Raw genomic sequence first — 16,872 nt, forward strand, 5'->3', positions numbered from 1 at the left:
GCCGGAAGGCGGTGGCAAGCCCTGTTCTTCATGCCGCCCGCCTCGCCTTGGCATAGCGCTTCACGGCCCGCTCCCGCCGAAGACGCGACAGGCGCTCGATCCAGAAGATGCCGTCGAGCTGGTCGATCTCGTGCTGGAGGCAGGCCGCCTCGAACCCCTCCGCCTCGACCTCGTGACCGGTCCCGTCGAGGTCCGCGTAGCGCAGCCGCACCGTCACCGCCCGCTCCACGACGTCCGAGACGCCCGGCATGGAGACGCTGCCCTCGGTCTGGGGGGCGGTCTCCTCCGACGCGAAGGTGATCTCCGGATTGACGTAGATCGAAGCCGGCGTGCCCGGCTCCAGGCGCAGGGCCACCACGCGGGCGAGCCAACCCACATGCGGCCCGGCGAGACCGATGGCGGAGACGCGGGAGAGAGCCTCCACCAGTTCCGCAGCATCCCGCCGCAAGGCGTCGTCGAACACGGTGACCGGCTCGGCCCGCAAGCGCAGCCTTGGATCGGGATAAAGGATCAGCGACTGGACCGGCACGGGGCAGGGCACCTCACGGAATGGGCTGGGGCGTGGATACGCGATCGTTCGGGCGGTGTCCAAACGCGACGCAGGGTGGCGGGAGTGCCCGCCTTCCGCTTCCGCGCTCCATGACGTAAGGCCCGCGGGACACATCTCAGGACACCGACGCGCGCATGATCCGCCTCGAGAAAATCGGCAAGCAGAACGGACGGCAGATCGTCTTCATCGAGGCGTCCGCCGCACTCCAGAAGGGCGAGAAGGTCGGCCTCGTGGGGCCGAACGGCGCCGGCAAGACCACCCTTTTCCGGATGATCACCGGCGAGGAGGAGCCCGACGAGGGCCAGGTCGCCACAGACCGGGGCATCACCATCGGCTATTTCAGCCAGGATGTCGGCGAGATGGCCGGCTGCTCCGTCGTCTCCGCCGTGATGGACGGGGCCGGCCCGGTGAGCGTGGTCGCCACCGAGCTGAAGCAGATCGAAGCCGGCCTCGCCGATCCCGACCGGATGGACGAGATGGACGCGCTCGTGGAGCGCTACGGCGAGGTCCAGGCCCGGTTCGAGGAGCTCGACGGTTACGCCCTCGAAGGCCGGGCCTACGAGGTGCTGGCGGGGCTGAGCTTTTCCCAGGAGATGATGGACGGCGACGTCGGCAAGCTCTCGGGCGGCTGGAAGATGCGCGTGGCGCTCGCCCGCATCCTCCTGATGAACCCGGACGTGATGCTCCTCGACGAGCCCTCCAACCATCTCGATCTCGAAAGCCTGATCTGGCTCGAGGCCTTCCTCAAGAACTACGAGGGCGCCCTGCTGATGACCTCGCACGACCGCGAGTTCATGAACCGCATCGTCTCCAAGGTCATCGAGATCGACGGCGGCACTCTCACCACCTATTCGGGCGACTACGGCTTCTACGAACAGCAGCGGGCTCTCAACGAGACGCACCAGCAGGCGCAGTTCGAGCGCCAGCAGGCGATGCTCGCCAAGGAGATCAAGTTCATCGAGCGGTTCAAGGCGCGCGCGTCCCATGCCGCCCAGGTCCAGAGCCGGGTTAAGAAGCTCGACAAGATCGAGCGGGTGGAGCCTCCCAAGCGCCGGCAATCGGTGGCGTTCGAGTTCCAGCCGGCACCGCGCTCCGGCGACGACGTCGTCATCATCAAGAACGTGCACAAGCGCTACGGCAGCCGCACCATCTACGAGGGGCTCGACTTCTCCATCCGCCGCCGGGAGCGCTGGTGCGTGATGGGCATCAACGGCGCCGGCAAGTCGACCCTGCTCAAGCTCGTGACCGGCTCGACCCCGCCCGACGACGGCAGCATCGCGGTGGGGGGAAGCGTCAAGCTCGGCTACTTCGCCCAGCACGCCATGGATCTCCTCGACGGCGACCTGACGGTGTTCCAGGATCTGGAGCGCTCGTTCCCGCAGGCAGGCCAGGGCAGCTTGCGGGCGCTGGCCGGCTGCTTCGGCTTCTCGGGCGACGACGTGGAGAAGCGCTGCCGGGTGCTTTCTGGTGGCGAGAAGGCCCGTCTCGTGATGGCGAAGATGCTGTTCGACCCGCCGAACTTCCTCGTCCTCGACGAGCCCACCAACCACCTCGACATGGGCACCAAGGAGATGCTTATCACCGCCCTCGCCAATTACGAGGGCACGATGCTGTTCGTGAGCCACGACCGGCATTTCCTCGCCGCCCTGTCGAACCGCGTCCTCGAACTCACCGCCGACGGCATCCATCAATATGGCGGCGGCTACACCGAATACGTCGCGCGCACCGGCCAGGAAGCGCCGGGGTTGAGGAGCTGAGCGGCTGGTTTTTCCCCTCTTCCCGCGAGCGGGGAGAGGACGCCGGACACCTCGTCGTGTCCGGCGTGAGCCCGAAGGGCGAGGGTGAGGGGGTCTCGCAGGATGAGGCTCCGTCCGATCGCGCCCCCTCACCCTCGGCTGCCGCCTCGCTCCGCCGACGACAAGGTCGGCAGAGCCCGCTCCCCGCAGGCGGAGCGAGGGGATGCACGCCAACGAAAGCGCCTCGAACCCGATCACCCCAGGAGCCCCACCATGGATGCCAAACTCGCGGACATCGTCAGGGCGGCGGCGGCGCAGGCCCGGCGCCGGGCCCGCGCGTTCAATGCATCGTCGTCGAAGGACGCGCTGCCCTGGGCGATGGTCGAGGCCTTCGATGCCGACGTGCGCGGGCACGTGGAGCGCGACCGCCGCATCGAGGAGGAGCGTGACCGTGTCCTCATCGCCGCCGTCAATTTCGCCGAGACGCCGCCCGAGGACGGCGAGGAGGCGGTCGGGGCCGCGCGGGATGCGCTCATCGACGCGATCGACTACCTGGAACAGGCCGTCCTGCGCTTCGGCTGCGTCAACCGCCAGGGAGCCAGGCTCGGCTACGGCGAGACGGGACAGAGGGTGACCGACGGCCGGTGAGAGCTTCGTCCTCCGGGGGGAGGTGAGCCCGGACGGGGGCATGAAAGCGGGCCGTCTCGGCGGTCTCGTCTCGGCAGCCCATGGACGGCACGACACTCGTCTCGTCACCGCTGGAGAGGCACCGCATCGCCTGGGTCAGGCGCGGAGGTTCGCGGCGTCATGGCTCCCGGTGGGCCGGGCGGAAGCGTTCAGGCGAGCCAGCCCGTCAGGACATAGCAGCACGCGGCGATGAGGGCGGCGGCGGGCAGGGTCAGCACCCAGGCGACGACGATGTTGCCGGCGATGCCCCAGCGCACGGCCGATGTCCGGCGGGCCGCGCCGACGCCGACGATGGCGCCGGTGATGGTGTGCGTGGTCGAGACCGGCACCCCGAGCCAGGTCGCCAGGAACAGGGTGATGGCGCCCCCGGTCTCGGCGCAGAAGCCCTGCGTCGGGTTGAGGCGGGTAATCTTCGAGCCCATCGTATGGACGATGCGCCAGCCGCCGAAGAGGGTGCCGAGCGCCATCGCCGACTGGCAGGCCAGGACCACCCAGAGCGGGACGTGGAAGCTGCTCCCCAGATGCCCCTGCGAGTAGAGCAGCACCGCGATGATCCCCATGGTCTTCTGGGCGTCGTTGCCGCCATGGCCGAGGGAATAGAGCGAGGCCGAGACGAATTGCAGGAGCCGAAAGCTTCGGTCGACCCCGAAGGGCGTGGCACGCCGGCAGGTCCAGGACACGATCAGGACGAGGAGGAGGGCGAGCAGGAACCCTACGAGCGGCGAGAGCACGATGGCAGCGATCGTCTTCGACAGGCCGGACCAGACCACGACGTCGAGCCCGGCCTTGGTGATGCCAGCCCCGACGAGGCCGCCGACCAGGGCGTGCGAACTGCTCGACGGGATACCGAGCACCCAGGTGGCGATGTTCCAGGCGATGGCGCCGACCAGGGCACTCAGGATCACGCGCGGATCGACGATCCCGGCATCGACGATCCCGGTCCCCAGGGTCTGTGCCACGTGAAGGCCGAAGAACAGGAACGCGATGAAGTTGAAGAACGCCGCCCACAGCACCGCGTATTGCGGGCGCAGCACCCGGGTCGAGACGATGGTGGCGATGGAATTGGCCGCGTCGTGCAGGCCGTTGAGGAAGTCGAAGAACAGGGCGACGGCGATGAGGCCGGCCAGCGCCGGTAGCGCGAGGGAGGCGGCGTCCATGCCCGTCACACGTTCTCGATCACGATGCCGCTGATCTCGTTGGCGACGTCCTCGAACCGGTCGACCACATCCTCCAGGTGCCCGTAGATCTCGGCGCCGATGATGTAGGCCATGGTGTCGCCGTCGCCGCCATCCTTGCGATGGGCCCGATAGAGAGCCTTGAGGCCGCGCTCCTGCAACTCGTCCGAGCGCCCCTCGACGCGGGTGATCCGCTCGGTGAGGGAGTTGATCCGCGCCGCATGGGTGCCGACCGCGTTGAGAAGGGGGATCGTCTCGGCCGTGAGCCGCGCCGCCTCGATCACGGTGTCGCCCATCTCTCGCATGAGAGGCTCGAAGGAGCGAATCTCGTAGAGGGCGATGGTCTTCACGGTCTTGTTCATCTGGTCGATGGCATCGTCCATCGACTGGATCAGGTCCTTGATGTCGCCGCGGTCGAACGGGGTGATGAAGCTGCGCCGGACCGCCAGCAGAACCTCGGCCGTGATCGCGTCAGCCTCATGCTCGCGGTCGACGATCACTTGGCAGTAGCCGGGCACGCCGTCGCCGCCCCTCAAGACGCCCTGGAGCGCCTCCGCCCCGGCCACGAGGGTCTGGGAATGGCGCTCGAACAGGTCGAAGAAGCGATCCTCCCGCGGCATCAAGGCCCGAAACCAGCCCATCATTCGGCGCGCCCCTTCCCATCGTGGCAGGCATTCCCCGTATCGGGCCGGAGGCTACCTCAGCCGTCGCTCCGCCATGACCGTGTGGACGCTGCCGGACTGTAACGTTTTCGTGTCCGGTCTCGTGCCCGGTGATCGTCCCGGAACCGTCAATATTCCCATTCGGCGCCCACCCCCACGGCGGTGCGGCCGTCACTGCCGGCCTCGCCCTGGATCTTGATGCGGCGGGTCACGTCGTAATCCACCGTGGCGGCAGTATCCTGGGGCTTGGCGCCGGCCTTCACACCGACGCTGAGACGGTCGCTGAGGTAGCGCGAGGCCCCTAGCGCCGGGCCGCCACTGGCGCCGGTGGAGACATCGAGGCTGTCGAGCCCGAGCCCCTTGCGGGCCTGTTCGAACACGTCGGGGCCGCCGGCCCCGCCTGAGAGCTGCGACACAGCCTGGGCGAGTTGCAGCGCCTGAAACGGCGAGAGCCCGCCGGCCGCCTTCTTGAACAGCAGCCGGGATAGCACCTCGTCCTGCGGCAGGGACGGGTCGGAGGTGAGGACGAAGTCGGGCTGGTTGGCCGGGCCGGTCACGGCGACGCGGGCGGTGACCTCGGCAGCCTTGGTCTCGGCCTGGAAGTCGAGATCGGGGATCGCGAGCTCGCCGTTGAAGGCGAGGCGGCCACGGGTGAAGTCGAGGCGCTGGCCGATGATGCTCAGGCGGCCGCGACGCATGGCGAAGTCGCCCACCGCCACCGGGTCGCGGGAGGTGCCGGTGAGGCGCAGGTCGCCGCCGAGTTCCGCGTCGATGCCCCGCCCGCGTACGAAGATGCGGTTCGGCGCATGGACGGCCACGTCCAGCGTCGCGTCGAAGGGCGGAGGCGTCTTCCTGCGCTTGCCCAGAGCCGCGACCTTCGCCGTGCGGTCGGCCTTCGCATCGACGCGCGCCCGCACGTCCGCGGGCGTATTGACCCGGCGCACGCCGGGCAGGGGCTGTACCGTGGCAGGCAGGCGATCGGGGACGGTCACGTCGACGGATGCGAGGTCGACCCGGCCGGAGATCTTGGGCGTCCGCGCCAACGGACCGCTCAAGGCGAGGTTGAGGCTCGCGGTGGCGGTGACGATGGGGCTGGAGACGAGTTCGGCCCGCTCGGCGGTGATCTTGAACGTGCCGGGGAACCCGCCATTCGGGTCCAGGGCCACGCGGCCGCTGGCCTGCAGGCCGCCGCCGTTCCGGGTCTGCGCGGTGAGGCGCTCCACCACCAGGGTATCGCCGCGCCCGGTGACGCGGCCCTCGATCTGCTTGAGGGCGATGCCCTGGAGCGGATCGATGAAGCTGCCGCCGGAGAGGGTGGCGCCCCCCTCGGCACGGGGCGCATCGAGGGTGCCCGACACGCCCCCGTCGAGGGCGATGCGGCCGGCGACCCGCTGGCCGCCGACGCTGAGCAGGCTGTTGGCCATGGCCGCGTCGAGGGTGCCGCGCAGTTTCAGGGCGATGGGCCCGCCCGCCGAGACGGGCAGGAAGCCGGCGAGGGTCAGCTCTGCTCCGCGACCGGCGGAGACACGGCCCTCGATCCCGGCGCGGCCGTCGCTCAGGGTGCCGCTGGCCTTGGCGTCGATGGGCGGGAGGCCGGCCTTACGCGTCTCCGGCGTCACGACCTTCGCCACCGAGAGGGCATAGCGCCCTTCCGGCCGCGAGGACGTACCGCGGATATCGGCGTCTCCGTCGAGGGTGCCGGTGAGGGCGAGACTCGGCGAGGCGATGCGGGCAAGCGCCAGGGGCAGCGCCCGGATGCCGAGCTTCAGGTCGAGATTCGACCCGGCCCTGCCGGCGAGACTGACCCGCCCGGTACCGGCGGCGATGACGAGGCCGTCGATGACGGCCGACCCCTTGTCGAGGGTGACGGTCGCCGGACCGGCCAGCGCCAGACGGTCCTTGCCGCGTGACGCGGAGAATCGCGACAGCTCGATCCGCGTGGCCTCGGCCGGAACCAGCCGCGCGGCCCCGTCGAGATCGAAGCCGCGCGCCTTGGCGGTGAGGGTGATGTCGCTGGCATTGGGCGACCCCACGGCGAGGAGCCGCACGGTGTCGATGGACTCGCCGGCGGCGATGACCCGGTCGGCATTGACCCGCCCGTCCACGACGGGATGGGCGAGGAGATCGCGGCCGGTGAGGTCGGCGTCGAGCTGCGCGAGGCCGATCTCGCCCGAGCGCAGGGAGACGCCCTTGGCCTTGACCGAAGCGTCCTGGCGTCCTCCTCCGCGCGAGAGGGCGACGGTCGCGTCGAGGCTCCCGGCCAGCGGCGTGAGGGCAAGCGGCGACAGGTCGTCGAGATTGGCGGCCGAGAGCGTGACGCTGCCCTGCGTCAGGAGGGTCGCCGCATCGACGACCGCCTTGCCGGCGAGGGTGGCGGAGCCGAGATTCACGGCGAGCCGGTCGAGGGACCAATCCGCGCCCGTGCGAGCGAGATGCACGTCCCCGCGCAGGGTTTTGCCGCCGATCTCGCCGCCCAGCGCCAGCGTCCCGTCGAGCGCCCCGGTGAGGTCCTTCAGCGCGGCGGCCACGCGCACGTCCCGGATCGGGCGGCCGAGTGCCCGTCCGTCGGCGGCGGTGAGGGTGGCGGTGAGGTCCGGCTTCTCCAGGGTTCCGGAGAGCCGCCCGTCGAGGAGGGCGCGGCCGGCAAGGCGTGGATCGACGGCCGAGAGGCTCTTCACGTCGACCAGAAGCTTGGCGTCGGCGAGACGTGCCGTGGCCTTGCCCTCCAGCCGGGCCACCATTTCGGCGCCGTCGAGCTTGACGCCGTCGAAGCTGTAGCCGTCGAAGACCTGCGAGAGCCTGCCCGAAAAACGCGGTTCACGGCCGAGAAGCCGGTCGAGGGCCGGCAGGCCGAGGACGAGCCCCCGCGTCGTCGCATCCACATCGGCGGTCACCGCCTTGCGGGCGGGATCGCCGCTCAAGGCGGCTTTCAATGCAACGCTGCCGGCAAGGGTCCGGTCGGCCACATCGGAGAAGGCGGAGAGATCGGCGAGCCCCGCCTTCAGCGTTCCGGTGAGCGTGTTCTGGCCGACGCGGCCGGCATAGGACAGCGTGGCGGTGGGCGCGTCGAGATCGAACGCCGCCACATCGACCACGCCGTCGGGCTGGAGCGTACCGCGGAAGGTGAAGGCACCGCGCGATCCGACCGCACGGCGCAGGGCCGGGTCGGCGAGCTTCAGACCCTCCACATTGGCATCGGCACGGAGCGCGAAGCGGGTGGCGTTGGGATCGCCGCCCGTGGGTTCCATGGCGAGGCTGGCGGCGATCCGCTCGAGGACGTTGCCGTCCGCGCGCAGGCCCGCCGCCTTGAGGTCGCCGTTCACCCGTGGCCGGGCGATCGGCCCCTGCACCGTCCCGTCGAAGACGAGGGTGTCGAGCTCGGCATTGGCCGCCTTGGTGACGCTGCCATCGGTGGGGACGGCGCGGGCGGAGATCGTGAAATCGGCGACCCGTTCCGGCGTGAGGCTGCCCGAGGCATCGAGGCGGGCGGTGCGGGAGGCGAGGGCGAGGCGGTCGATGCCGAAGGCGCCGTTATCGGCAAAGCGCAGGGCGCCGTCGAGCTTGGTGGTGCCGGAGAAGATCGCCGCCGCCGGGCCGGGCAGCAGCCCTTCGATCCGCGAGGACAGGTCGAGGGTGAGGGAGCGGTCGGCGCCGGCGCGGGCGATGCGGGCCGTGCCCTTCGCGCCGAGATCGGGACCGGCATCGAAATCGAGCCGGGCGTTCCAGGCGTCGAGGGTGCCGCGTCCGTCGAGATCGAGGTTGATCGGCGGCTCGCCGGGGAGGTTGGCGAACTTGGACAGCAGGCCGCCGGCGGCCTCCACCAGAGTGGTCTTCACCTCGAGCTTCTCGCCCTTGGGCACGAAGAGCAGGCGGGCGACGAATTGCCCGGTGGCATCGAGGCGGCGCACGGACAGGTCGAGGTCGAGCCCTTCGGACGGGGCGCCGAGCTTAGCCTTGCCCTCGGCGGAGAGGCGTGCCGGCTGACCGGCGACGGTCTCGCCGAGGACGAGTTCGGCGAGCTTGAAGGCGGTGATCTCCACCTTCACGGGCAACTCGGGCAGCAGCGAACCATCGGGCTCCGGCGTCGCCGAGACCGGGGCGGGGAGGGGACGGCGCAGAACTTCGAGACGGCCGATCTCCAGGCTGTCCACCTGCAACCGGCCGGAGAGGAGGGCAAGGCGGCTCCAGACGAGACGCGCCTTGTCGAGCTTCAGCCAGGCACCGTTGCGATCGCTGATCACCACGTCGCGGATCGTGGCATTGGACGAGAGCGCCCCATCGACGGCGCCGATGGAGACCTGCGAGCCGGGAGTGGAGAGCGCCTTCGACAGGAGGCCGCCGAGGACGGTCTTTTCGCCGTCGTCGGCGCGCGGCGGTGCCGGCACGGCGACAAGTACGGCAAGACCGAAGACCGCCGCGAGGGGGAGGGTCGATGCGCGCCGACCGGAAACCCGTTCAAAAAACTCCATCAGAACGACTGCCCCAGGCTGATGTACAGGGCCACGGGACGCTCGCGGTTCCCCTTGATGCGATCGAGGGGGAACGCCACGTCGACGCGGATCGGGCCGATGCCGGTATAGTAACGAAGGCCCAGTCCCGCCGCGTAGCGGATGCGCTCCTCGAAATCCGGCAGGCTGCCCTCGAAGGCGGTGCCTGCGTCGAAGAACGGCACGATCCCGATCGTGTCGGTGATCTTCACGCGGGCCTCCACCGAGGCTTCGAGCAGGCTGCGCCCGCCCACCGGCAGGTTGAACGGCCCGCGCGGGCCCAGTGTCCGGTAGGGGAAGCCGCGCACCGAACCACCACCGCCGGCGAAGAAGCGGATGTTGGCCGGGATGTCCTCCAGGCTCGCGCCGGAGATCGAGCCGAAGCCGATGCGGCCGGCGAGGATGTAGCGGGCCTCGTCGTCGATGGCGTAGTAGGTCGAGCCCTGCGCCTTGGCCACGAAGATCGACGGATCCGAACCGAGGAATCCGGCATAGGGGGTCACCGAGGCGGTCGCCCTGAACCCCTGCGTCGGGTCGAGCAGATTGTCGGTGGAATCGTAGGCTACCGACAGCGGCACGCCGACGAGTCGATAGTCGACCTTGCCGAGCGCGTCCTGCGAGCGGCCGGCCTGACCGTCGACGCCGATCTGCGCGTAGAACGTGTCGGAGAACCGGTGCCGGATGCCGATCGTGCCGCCGGCCGCGTCCGAGACGTAGGATTGCTGGGCCTCGCGGCCCGCGAAGACATTGGCGACGAGGTCGTTGCGCGTACCCCACAGAGCCGGCTTGACGAAGGTCGCCGAGATCCGGCCGCCCAGCCCGTTCGAGTCGATCCCGGCGGCCTTGCGCTGCGCAGCGTAGAGGTCGTTGCCGAGATAGTAGATGTCGGCGTCGAGCCGCAGGGTCTCGCCGCCGCCGAACAGGTTGCGGTTGGCGTAGTAGGCGCGGATGCCCGGGCCATCGACCGTGGAGAAGCGGGCCGCGACCCCGATCAGGTTGCGGTCGCGCTCGGTCACGTCCACGAAGATCGGCAGGTTGCCCTGCGCGTCGAGGGCCTCGCCCTCGCGCACCCGGACGGAGCCCAGGGCCTCGACCTTGGCGACGGACCGGCGAATGTCGGCCACGGCCTTGGGCGAATAGGGATCCCCCGGTTCGCTGTAGATGAAAGAGCGCACCACAGCGGGGTCGATGCCGGTGGTGCCGCGCACGGCGACCTCGCCGAGCCCCGCGATGGGGCCCGGATCGATGGTGAAGCGCACGTCCATGACATGGGCCGCATCATCCACCACCGGATCGCGGGAGACCGCCTTGGCGAAGGGATGGCCCAACGCCCGGAAGCGGTCGACGATCTTCGCCTCGCGGGCGAGCACAGTGGCCGAGCGGGCTGGGATATCGTCGCCCACCCGGATGAAACGCTCAGGCAACACCTCGGACGGGAAATCGTTGCCGCGGGGATCGGAGGCCGCCACGGTGCGGAGCTTGTAGAGCGGGCCGGCATCGACGACGATCTTCACGGGCACCAGAGCGCGGTTCCGGCCGCCCTCGGCAGCCCGCGCCGCGGCCGCGACCGAGGCCTCACCCGTCAGTTCGACCCCGTCGATGCGGATGCCGACCTTGCCCTGATAGTAACCGTAGCCGGAGAGCACGTCGGACAGGCGGCGAAGGTCCGCCTCCGCCCTCCGCACGATGCCCTCGCCATCGGGCGGCGCGTCCTGACGCAGGCGATAGAGCGTCGAGGTGTCCTGCAGGGCCTGCAGGACGTCGTCGTCCTCGATTCCCTGGAACTTGACCGAATAGGGCACCGCCTCGCGGCTCGGCGCCGGGGGCTCCTCCTCGGAACCGAACAGGCCGAACAGATCGAAGGCGACGGCCGGAGAGCAGGAGAGGGCGGTCATCGACACGCCGCCGAGGACGGCCATGGCCACGCCAGCACAGCCGTGTCTGATGCCTCTGCCCTTGGAATTCCGTGTGCTCGACGTCACGAAGCGCGACCCGCCCGCGATCCCGGCCGGCCCGCTCTCAGCACCCGCGGCGACGCAACCCCGGAGGTTCGTCCGCCCACATTCAACTCCGTCATCCCGCCCCCGCTTCGATGCCGGTCAACCTTCCGTGACGACCCCTCACCGGGTCGTTAAGGTCGTTCCTCGCCTCATGTCGCAGAGTGGCAAGCCTAGCCGTCGCCCCCGGCGGGGGCAACCTCGGGCAGTGCCGCAGCCCGGCCCGTACTGTCCTCGGCACGGGAACCGCCCGTCATTCAGTCGGCTTGCTTTGTCGGCGGAAATCGCAGGCTATGTCGGGAACCCGGAACGGTCGGGAGCCTTGTCTGAGCATCGCAGGCACCCTAACTTTCACCTATCGGACCTTGTCTTCCACGATCCCCTGCCGGTTCATTCCGGGTCGCACGCCCAGCAGTCGCTGCAGAACTGCCGCGGGCCGTCGCTTCGATCCTATCGCATCTCCGAGATCCTGCGCCCTGTCGGCCGCGCGTAGCGTTACCGTGGCCCGAGAGGCCCCTCCACACTTTATTCGAGACGAGAGCGCGACCCCTGCAATCGCGTTTCTCCCGACGGCGAGAAGGACATTTCCATGAGCACGGGCACCGTGAAATGGTTCAACGAGACCAAGGGCTACGGCTTCATTCAACCGGATGACGGCGGAAAGGACGTGTTCGTCCATATCTCGGCCGTGGAACGCGCCGGCATGCGCAATCTCATCGAGGGGCAGAAGCTCTCCTACGAGATCGAGAACGACCGCCGCACCGGCAAGCAATCCGCCGGGAACCTCCAGGCGGCCTGAGGCCTGGACGAGCGAAGGTTGTCCCGGTGAGGCCTTCGTTCAACACATGTGTAAGAAGCCGCCCTGCCATGGGCGGCTTCTGTTGATTCCGACCGAATCGTGAGGCATTGGGCTTTGCGATTCGATCCCGTCTTTCGATGATTCACAGCAAGGCTCAGCGCCGCGCGCTTCCGCTCGCGGAACGGGCCGAGACGCACCACCCGAGAAAGGTCAGATGAGCGCCTTCGACTACAGGAATTTCGACGACCGCCGTAAGAACTCCGCCAGCGCCAAGCAGATGCTGCTGGAAAAATTCAAGGCCCGTCCCCCGGCGGATGATCCGGACATGATTGCCAAGGCCCAGGCCCGCGCCGCGGTTGCCCGCGCCCGGGACGAAAGGGCTCGTGAACGCGAGGCCGCCCGTATCGCGGCCGAAAAGAAGGCCGCTGAAGAAAAGCGCGCTCGCGAAGAGGCAGAGCTCGCCGCTCAGATCGCCCGCGAAGAGGAAGAGGCTCGTCTCGCCGCCGAACGCAAGGCGATCGACCTGGCCGAGAAGAAGGCCCAGCGCGATGCACGCTATGCTGCCCGCAAGGCCAAGGCCCGTCGCTGAGGGCCTGAATGGACCGTCCCTCGTGAGGGAGGCCTCGGTTGTCCCAATGACTGCAAGGGCTCGGATCGTGGCACCGGATTTCGTATCCGGTGCTTCTATCCGGGCCCTTTCGCGTCGTCGCCTCGACTCACGTCGAAGCCGAACGAGAGCGTCGGCTTCAGGCCTCGTTCTCGGCTTCGCCCTCGTCCTTCTCGGACGTCGTCTCGACCTCGCCCTTCGGCTCGGTATCCGCCTCGGGACGGGGGCCGGCCTTGAACGAACGACGCGGAGCGTTGCCACGCTTCATCTGCGCCGGCTTCTCGATGGCGCCAAGACGCTCGGAGAGCTGCTTGGCCCGTTCGTTGAAATCGTTGGTGGTGCGCGACTGGGACGCACCACTCTTGAACGCATTCGCCACTTGGGCCTCATGGAGTTGCCCAGGGCACGGGTTCGTGCGGGGTTGGCCGTGTTCTAGCACGGTTTGCCGCCGAGCGGGCAGTTAACTGTCCGACACGGCATGCGACGGTCCGGCGCCGGACCGTTCCGGTCTCCTGCGAGACCGGGTCCGGCTTCAGAACCGGGCCGTCAGGAACAGCCGGACGTTGCGGCCGGGCAGCAGGATTTCGTCCTTCTTGAACGAGGCCGAATTGCGGATGTCATCGTCGAGGAGGTTGCGTCCCTGGAGCCCCACCGTCACCTCGCTGGCACCGTGGATCGCCGGATCGAGGGACTGCGTATACGCCAGTTCGGCGCGCAGATCGTTCCAGCCCCGCGTGAGTGTCTCGAACGGAGCGATCTCCGTATGGTCGAAGGCGTGGAGCAGGTTCACGCGGCCGAACCAGCCGTTCGCCCGTAGGAAGGCGCCGCCGCCCAGGCGATGGGGAGGAATGCGCGGAACGTAGGAACCGTCGTCGAACTGCGCCCGCACGAAATCGTACTGTGCCTCGATCCCGGCCCAGCCGTCGCCGACGGGAAGGATGTCGAGCTGTGCGCCGATCTCGGCGCCGTAGAAGGTCGTGTTGGCCTGCGAGTAGACGATCTGGCGCAACTCGTCCCCGCTGCCGCAGGAGGCGAAATCGTCGTCGCAGCGGTTGCCGGTATCCCGGCGGTAGATGAAGCCGGTATAGCGCGTGACATATCCGGTGGCATCCAGGCGCAGGGGGCCTTCGGTCCGGCGCAAGCTGAGCTCCACCGTGCGGGCACGCTCCAGTTTCAGGGTCGGATCACCGATCTCGAAGGTCGCGGAGGCGTGGTGCGGCCCCTGCGAGAACAGCTCGTAACTGGTCGGCGCGCGCTCCACATAGGAGCCGTTGACGCTCGCCACGAACCCGTAGGGCAGGTCCTGCAGCGCTCCGACGCTCAGGCTCCTGGGAGCGAAGCGGCGCGTCAGCGCGAAGCTCGTCGGATCGATGCCGCCGGGCAGGTAGTCGGCGGGGAATAGCGTGGCGACGCTGTTGAGCCGGTCGTTCCCGATCCGGCCCGCCGCCTGGAAGCGCAGGCCGCCTCCCACCGCCAGTTCCTCGAACAGATAGCCGGCCAGAGAGCGCGATTCCGTGGGCGGCAGGAAGCTTTCGAGCTGCGAATTGAGGACGCGCCGGCTGGTCTGCAGGCCAACCGCGCCGGTCAGGGTGCCGAGCGCGGTGACGACCGGCACGTGCTGCGCCTCGAACCGGGCCTCGACCTCGCGGTTCTTGAAGATCGCCTGCACGCCCTCGGGACCGGCCACCTCCGCATGGTCGTGATCATGCTCATGGTCGTGATGGGCGAGACCGATCTCCTCGTGGCGGTAGACCGAGCCGCCGGCCCAGAACCGCAGCACCTCGAACGGCCCCTGGAGCGGGCGGTACTCGCCACGGGCGAGCACGCGGTCCTGGTTCGGGTTCAGGCGCGAGCGGGTCTCCTCCGACTCGCCTCCGGGGATCTGATACATCGCCTCGTAATGGCTGAACGACACGCCGAAAAAGCCGCGATCGCCGATGGCCGAGATCCCGATGGAGCCGCCCTGCGTCTCGGTGGCCGAGTTGCGCTGGATACCGCCGGGAATGGCGTAGGAATCGGTGGCCGTCTTGAAACCGTCGGCATGGACCGCGATGCCGTTGGCCCCGGCATCGACGCTCGCCGCGCCGAGCCGTCCGTTATCGACACTGGAATAGCCGGTGGTGACCTGGCCGGAGACGCCCCGGGCCGGGATGAAGGTGGGTACCTGGTTGTTCTCGGACGAGACCACGCCGCCGATGGCGCCCGAGCCGTAGCGCAGGGTCGCGGGGCCCCGGATCACCTCGATCCGGTCGGCGGTGAGCGGGTTGACCGGCACCGCATGGTCCTCGCCGAGATCGGACACGCCGCCATTGACGATGCCGTTCTCCTGGATCCGCACCCGAGCATTGTCGAGGCCACGAATGATCGGCCGCGAAGCCGCTCCGGGCGCATAGGTCGAGGACGAGATGCCGGGGCGGTCGGAGAGGGCATCGCCGAGGGTGCGGGGCTGGTTGCGCTGGATCTCTGAGCGGGTGACCACCGTGACGGGCGAGAGGCTGTCGCCGACGACCGGCAGCACACCGGTGGGAAAGCCCCCGACGGCGGAAGGGCCGGGGGCGGGGAGGATCGGGCTCGCGGAAGTCACGCTCAGTTCAGAGAGCGTCGCCTCGGCCTGCTGAGCCGCCGCGGGGGCGATCATCGCGCCGGACAGCATCGTCCCGGCCAGCCAGATCCTCGATCGTCTCATCCGCATCACGCCCCGAAATCAGTATGTTATAATGTTTCATTACTGAGTGCGTTTCATGCGGCAAGGGGGGGATATGGGCCGCGTCGCCGTTGAGACCCTACTGTGGCCGATGCGCATCATCGCCGAAACGGCCGGCGGCGGGCGATGATTGTGGATGCGACGAAGGCGGCGCTTGCGCGAGGCCTCGCGCAGGCAAAGATCCCCGTCGTGATCTCCCTCTCCCTCCTCGGCGCGAGTCTTCGCGTGCTCGGCCTCCTCCTGCTCGGTCTGTTCCTTCTGCCACTCGGCAGCCATGCCCTGTGGTGGATGGCGCGGGGCGGTGGCGCGGCGGATTGGGCGATGGCCGACTGGTCGAGCGCCGGGCTGTTGCGCCCGCCCAGAGCGTCGGACCCGGCCCTCGTCCGGGTCTATGCGGCCCGGGTCGGGCGCTGGCGGGGGATCTTCGCTCATCACAGCTGGATCGTGGTGAAGCCGGACGGTGCCGCCCGCTACACCCGCTACGACGTGGTCGGCTGGGGGATGCCGGTCCGCACGGACGGCTGGGCCGCGGATGGACGCTGGTTCGGCAACGATCCGCAGACCGTCCTCGCCCTCGACGGGGACGACGCGGCCCGCGCCATCCCGGCGATCCGCGCGGCGGTGGCCGATTATCCCTACCGGGCGCTCGGCACCTATCAGGCCTGGCCCGGCCCGAACTCGAACAGCTTCACCGCCCATGTCCTCGCCCGCCTGCCCGAGCCACGGGTGACCCTGCCACCGACGGCCCTGGGCAAGGATTGGGCGCCGCCGGGCCGCATCGTCGAGCGCACGCCGAGCGGCACCGGCATCCGGTTGACCCTGGGCGGATATGCCGGGCTCACCATCGGCTGGGTGGAGGGAATCGAGCTCAACCTGCTCGGTCTCGTCGCGGGGCTCGACCTGCGCCGCCCGGCGATCAAGCTTCCGGGCTGGGGCAGGATCGGAACGGCATGACGACACCCCTCCTCATCCGCCCGGCGGAACCCGGCGACGCCGATGCGATCTGGTCCATCCTCGAGCCGGTGATCAGGGCCGGCGAGACCTATGCGCTGCCCCGCAACGGCTCGCGCGAGGCCATGCTGGCCTACTGGTTCGCTCCGGCAAACCAGGTCTTCGTCGCCGTGGATAGGGACAGGGTGCTCGGCACCTACATGCTGAAGGCGAACCAGCAGGGCGGCGGAGCCCATGTGGCCAATGCCGGGTTCATGACCCATCCCGATGCGGTCGGACGCGGCATCGCCCGCGCCATGGGACGGCACGCGATTGACGGCGCCACCCGCCAGGGCTTCCTCGCCATGCAGTTCAACTTCGTGGTCGCCAGCAACACCCGCGCGGTGGCCCTGTGGGAGAGCCTCGGCTTCTTGCGGATCGCCTGCCTGCCCGGGGCGTTCCGGCACCCCAGCCTTGGACTGATCGATGCCCTGGTGATGCATCGGACACTCGGGGCGCACCGAGATTCGTAGAGGTC

Annotated in this window: 13 protein-coding genes; 6 read left to right on the plus strand and 7 right to left on the minus strand. The window is 69.2% G+C overall.

Going from position 1 to position 16,872, the window contains the following annotated elements:
* Positions 1-28: 28 nt before the first annotated feature.
* Entirely contained in the window at positions 29-529 is a 501-nt protein-coding gene (locus K368_RS0116535) for a peptide deformylase (RefSeq protein ID WP_027173294.1), read from the minus strand.
* Positions 530-684: 155 nt separating this feature from the next.
* Here K368_RS0116535 and K368_RS0116540 point away from each other — a divergent pair, with 155 nt between their 5' ends.
* Both K368_RS0116540 and K368_RS0116545 read left to right on the plus strand, forming a co-directional pair.
* Positions 685-2,307, plus strand: coding sequence for an ABC-F family ATP-binding cassette domain-containing protein (locus K368_RS0116540; protein WP_027173295.1), 1,623 nt, complete (start codon positions 685-687; stop codon positions 2,305-2,307).
* 252 nt (positions 2,308-2,559) lie between these two features.
* Entirely contained in the window at positions 2,560-2,934 is a 375-nt protein-coding gene (locus K368_RS0116545; protein ID WP_027173296.1) for a hypothetical protein, read from the plus strand.
* Between the two features lie 188 nt (positions 2,935-3,122).
* Here K368_RS0116545 and K368_RS0116550 read toward each other — a convergent pair whose 3' ends face one another.
* The 4 genes from K368_RS0116550 to K368_RS0116565 form a co-directional block, all read right to left on the minus strand.
* Entirely contained in the window at positions 3,123-4,130 is a 1,008-nt protein-coding gene (locus K368_RS0116550; RefSeq protein WP_027173297.1) for an inorganic phosphate transporter, read from the minus strand.
* Positions 4,131-4,135: 5 nt separating this feature from the next.
* Positions 4,136-4,792 carry a DUF47 domain-containing protein gene (locus K368_RS0116555; RefSeq protein WP_027173298.1) on the minus strand — a complete coding sequence of 219 codons (657 nt, stop codon included), beginning with the start codon at positions 4,790-4,792 and terminating at the stop codon, positions 4,136-4,138.
* Between the two features lie 146 nt (positions 4,793-4,938).
* A complete protein-coding gene (locus tag K368_RS0116560; RefSeq protein ID WP_051439903.1) occupies positions 4,939-9,279 on the minus strand; it encodes a translocation/assembly module TamB domain-containing protein in 4,341 nt (1,446 codons plus the stop codon).
* Positions 9,279-11,216 (minus strand): autotransporter assembly complex family protein, encoded by a 1,938-nt coding sequence (locus K368_RS0116565; RefSeq protein WP_036266416.1) that lies wholly within the window; start codon positions 11,214-11,216, stop codon positions 9,279-9,281. The genes K368_RS0116560 and K368_RS0116565 overlap by 1 nt, the downstream gene beginning before the upstream one ends.
* Before the next feature lie 667 nt (positions 11,217-11,883).
* Here K368_RS0116565 and K368_RS0116570 point away from each other — a divergent pair.
* On the plus strand, positions 11,884-12,093 hold the full coding sequence (locus tag K368_RS0116570) for a cold-shock protein (RefSeq protein WP_018043862.1): 210 nt from the start codon (positions 11,884-11,886) through the stop codon (positions 12,091-12,093).
* A gap of 214 nt (positions 12,094-12,307) precedes the next feature.
* Complete coding sequence (locus K368_RS0116575; RefSeq protein ID WP_027173301.1) at positions 12,308-12,682, plus strand: DUF6481 family protein; 375 nt, start codon at positions 12,308-12,310, stop codon at positions 12,680-12,682.
* A gap of 157 nt (positions 12,683-12,839) precedes the next feature.
* Here K368_RS0116575 and K368_RS0116580 read toward each other — a convergent pair whose 3' ends face one another.
* Together K368_RS0116580 and K368_RS0116585 are read right to left on the minus strand one after the other, a co-directional pair.
* The gene (locus K368_RS0116580) at positions 12,840-13,079 is read right to left on the minus strand and encodes a hypothetical protein (RefSeq protein ID WP_018043860.1); all 240 of its coding nucleotides are present in this window, start codon (positions 13,077-13,079) and stop codon (positions 12,840-12,842) included.
* Between the two features lie 153 nt (positions 13,080-13,232).
* The gene (locus tag K368_RS0116585) at positions 13,233-15,392 is read right to left on the minus strand and encodes a TonB-dependent receptor (protein WP_027173302.1); all 2,160 of its coding nucleotides are present in this window, start codon (positions 15,390-15,392) and stop codon (positions 13,233-13,235) included.
* 138 nt (positions 15,393-15,530) lie between these two features.
* Between K368_RS0116585 and K368_RS0116590 the strand changes: the two genes are divergently transcribed.
* Together K368_RS0116590 and K368_RS0116595 are read left to right on the plus strand one after the other, a co-directional pair.
* On the plus strand, positions 15,531-16,358 hold the full coding sequence (locus K368_RS0116590; protein ID WP_245259600.1) for a DUF3750 domain-containing protein: 828 nt from the start codon (positions 15,531-15,533) through the stop codon (positions 16,356-16,358).
* Complete coding sequence (locus K368_RS0116595; protein ID WP_027173304.1) at positions 16,355-16,867, plus strand: GNAT family N-acetyltransferase; 513 nt, start codon at positions 16,355-16,357, stop codon at positions 16,865-16,867. The genes K368_RS0116590 and K368_RS0116595 overlap by 4 nt, the downstream gene beginning before the upstream one ends.
* Positions 16,868-16,872: the final 5 nt, after the last annotated feature.

Source organism: Methylobacterium sp. 10 (genome assembly GCF_000519085.1).
GTDB lineage: Bacteria > Pseudomonadota > Alphaproteobacteria > Rhizobiales > Beijerinckiaceae > Methylobacterium.

What these genes read in the sequence shown, in the direction of transcription:
- K368_RS0116540 (WP_027173295.1), top strand. Translation starts at nt 685, where the DNA reads ATGATCCGCCTCGAGAAAATCGGCAAGCAGAACGGACGGCAGATCGTC.
- K368_RS0116545 (WP_027173296.1), top strand. Translation starts at nt 2,560, where the DNA reads ATGGATGCCAAACTCGCGGACATCGTCAGGGCGGCGGCGGCGCAGGCC.
- K368_RS0116550 (WP_027173297.1), bottom strand. Translation starts at nt 4,130, where the DNA reads ATGGACGCCGCCTCCCTCGCGCTACCGGCGCTGGCCGGCCTCATCGCC.
- K368_RS0116555 (WP_027173298.1), bottom strand. Translation starts at nt 4,792, where the DNA reads ATGATGGGCTGGTTTCGGGCCTTGATGCCGCGGGAGGATCGCTTCTTC.
- K368_RS0116560 (WP_051439903.1), bottom strand. Translation starts at nt 9,279, where the DNA reads ATGGAGTTTTTTGAACGGGTTTCCGGTCGGCGCGCATCGACCCTCCCC.
- K368_RS0116565 (WP_036266416.1), bottom strand. Translation starts at nt 11,216, where the DNA reads ATGGCCGTCCTCGGCGGCGTGTCGATGACCGCCCTCTCCTGCTCTCCG.
- K368_RS0116570 (WP_018043862.1), top strand. Translation starts at nt 11,884, where the DNA reads ATGAGCACGGGCACCGTGAAATGGTTCAACGAGACCAAGGGCTACGGC.
- K368_RS0116575 (WP_027173301.1), top strand. Translation starts at nt 12,308, where the DNA reads ATGAGCGCCTTCGACTACAGGAATTTCGACGACCGCCGTAAGAACTCC.
- K368_RS0116585 (WP_027173302.1), bottom strand. Translation starts at nt 15,392, where the DNA reads ATGCGGATGAGACGATCGAGGATCTGGCTGGCCGGGACGATGCTGTCC.
- K368_RS0116590 (WP_245259600.1), top strand. Translation starts at nt 15,531, where the DNA reads ATGATTGTGGATGCGACGAAGGCGGCGCTTGCGCGAGGCCTCGCGCAG.
- K368_RS0116595 (WP_027173304.1), top strand. Translation starts at nt 16,355, where the DNA reads ATGACGACACCCCTCCTCATCCGCCCGGCGGAACCCGGCGACGCCGAT.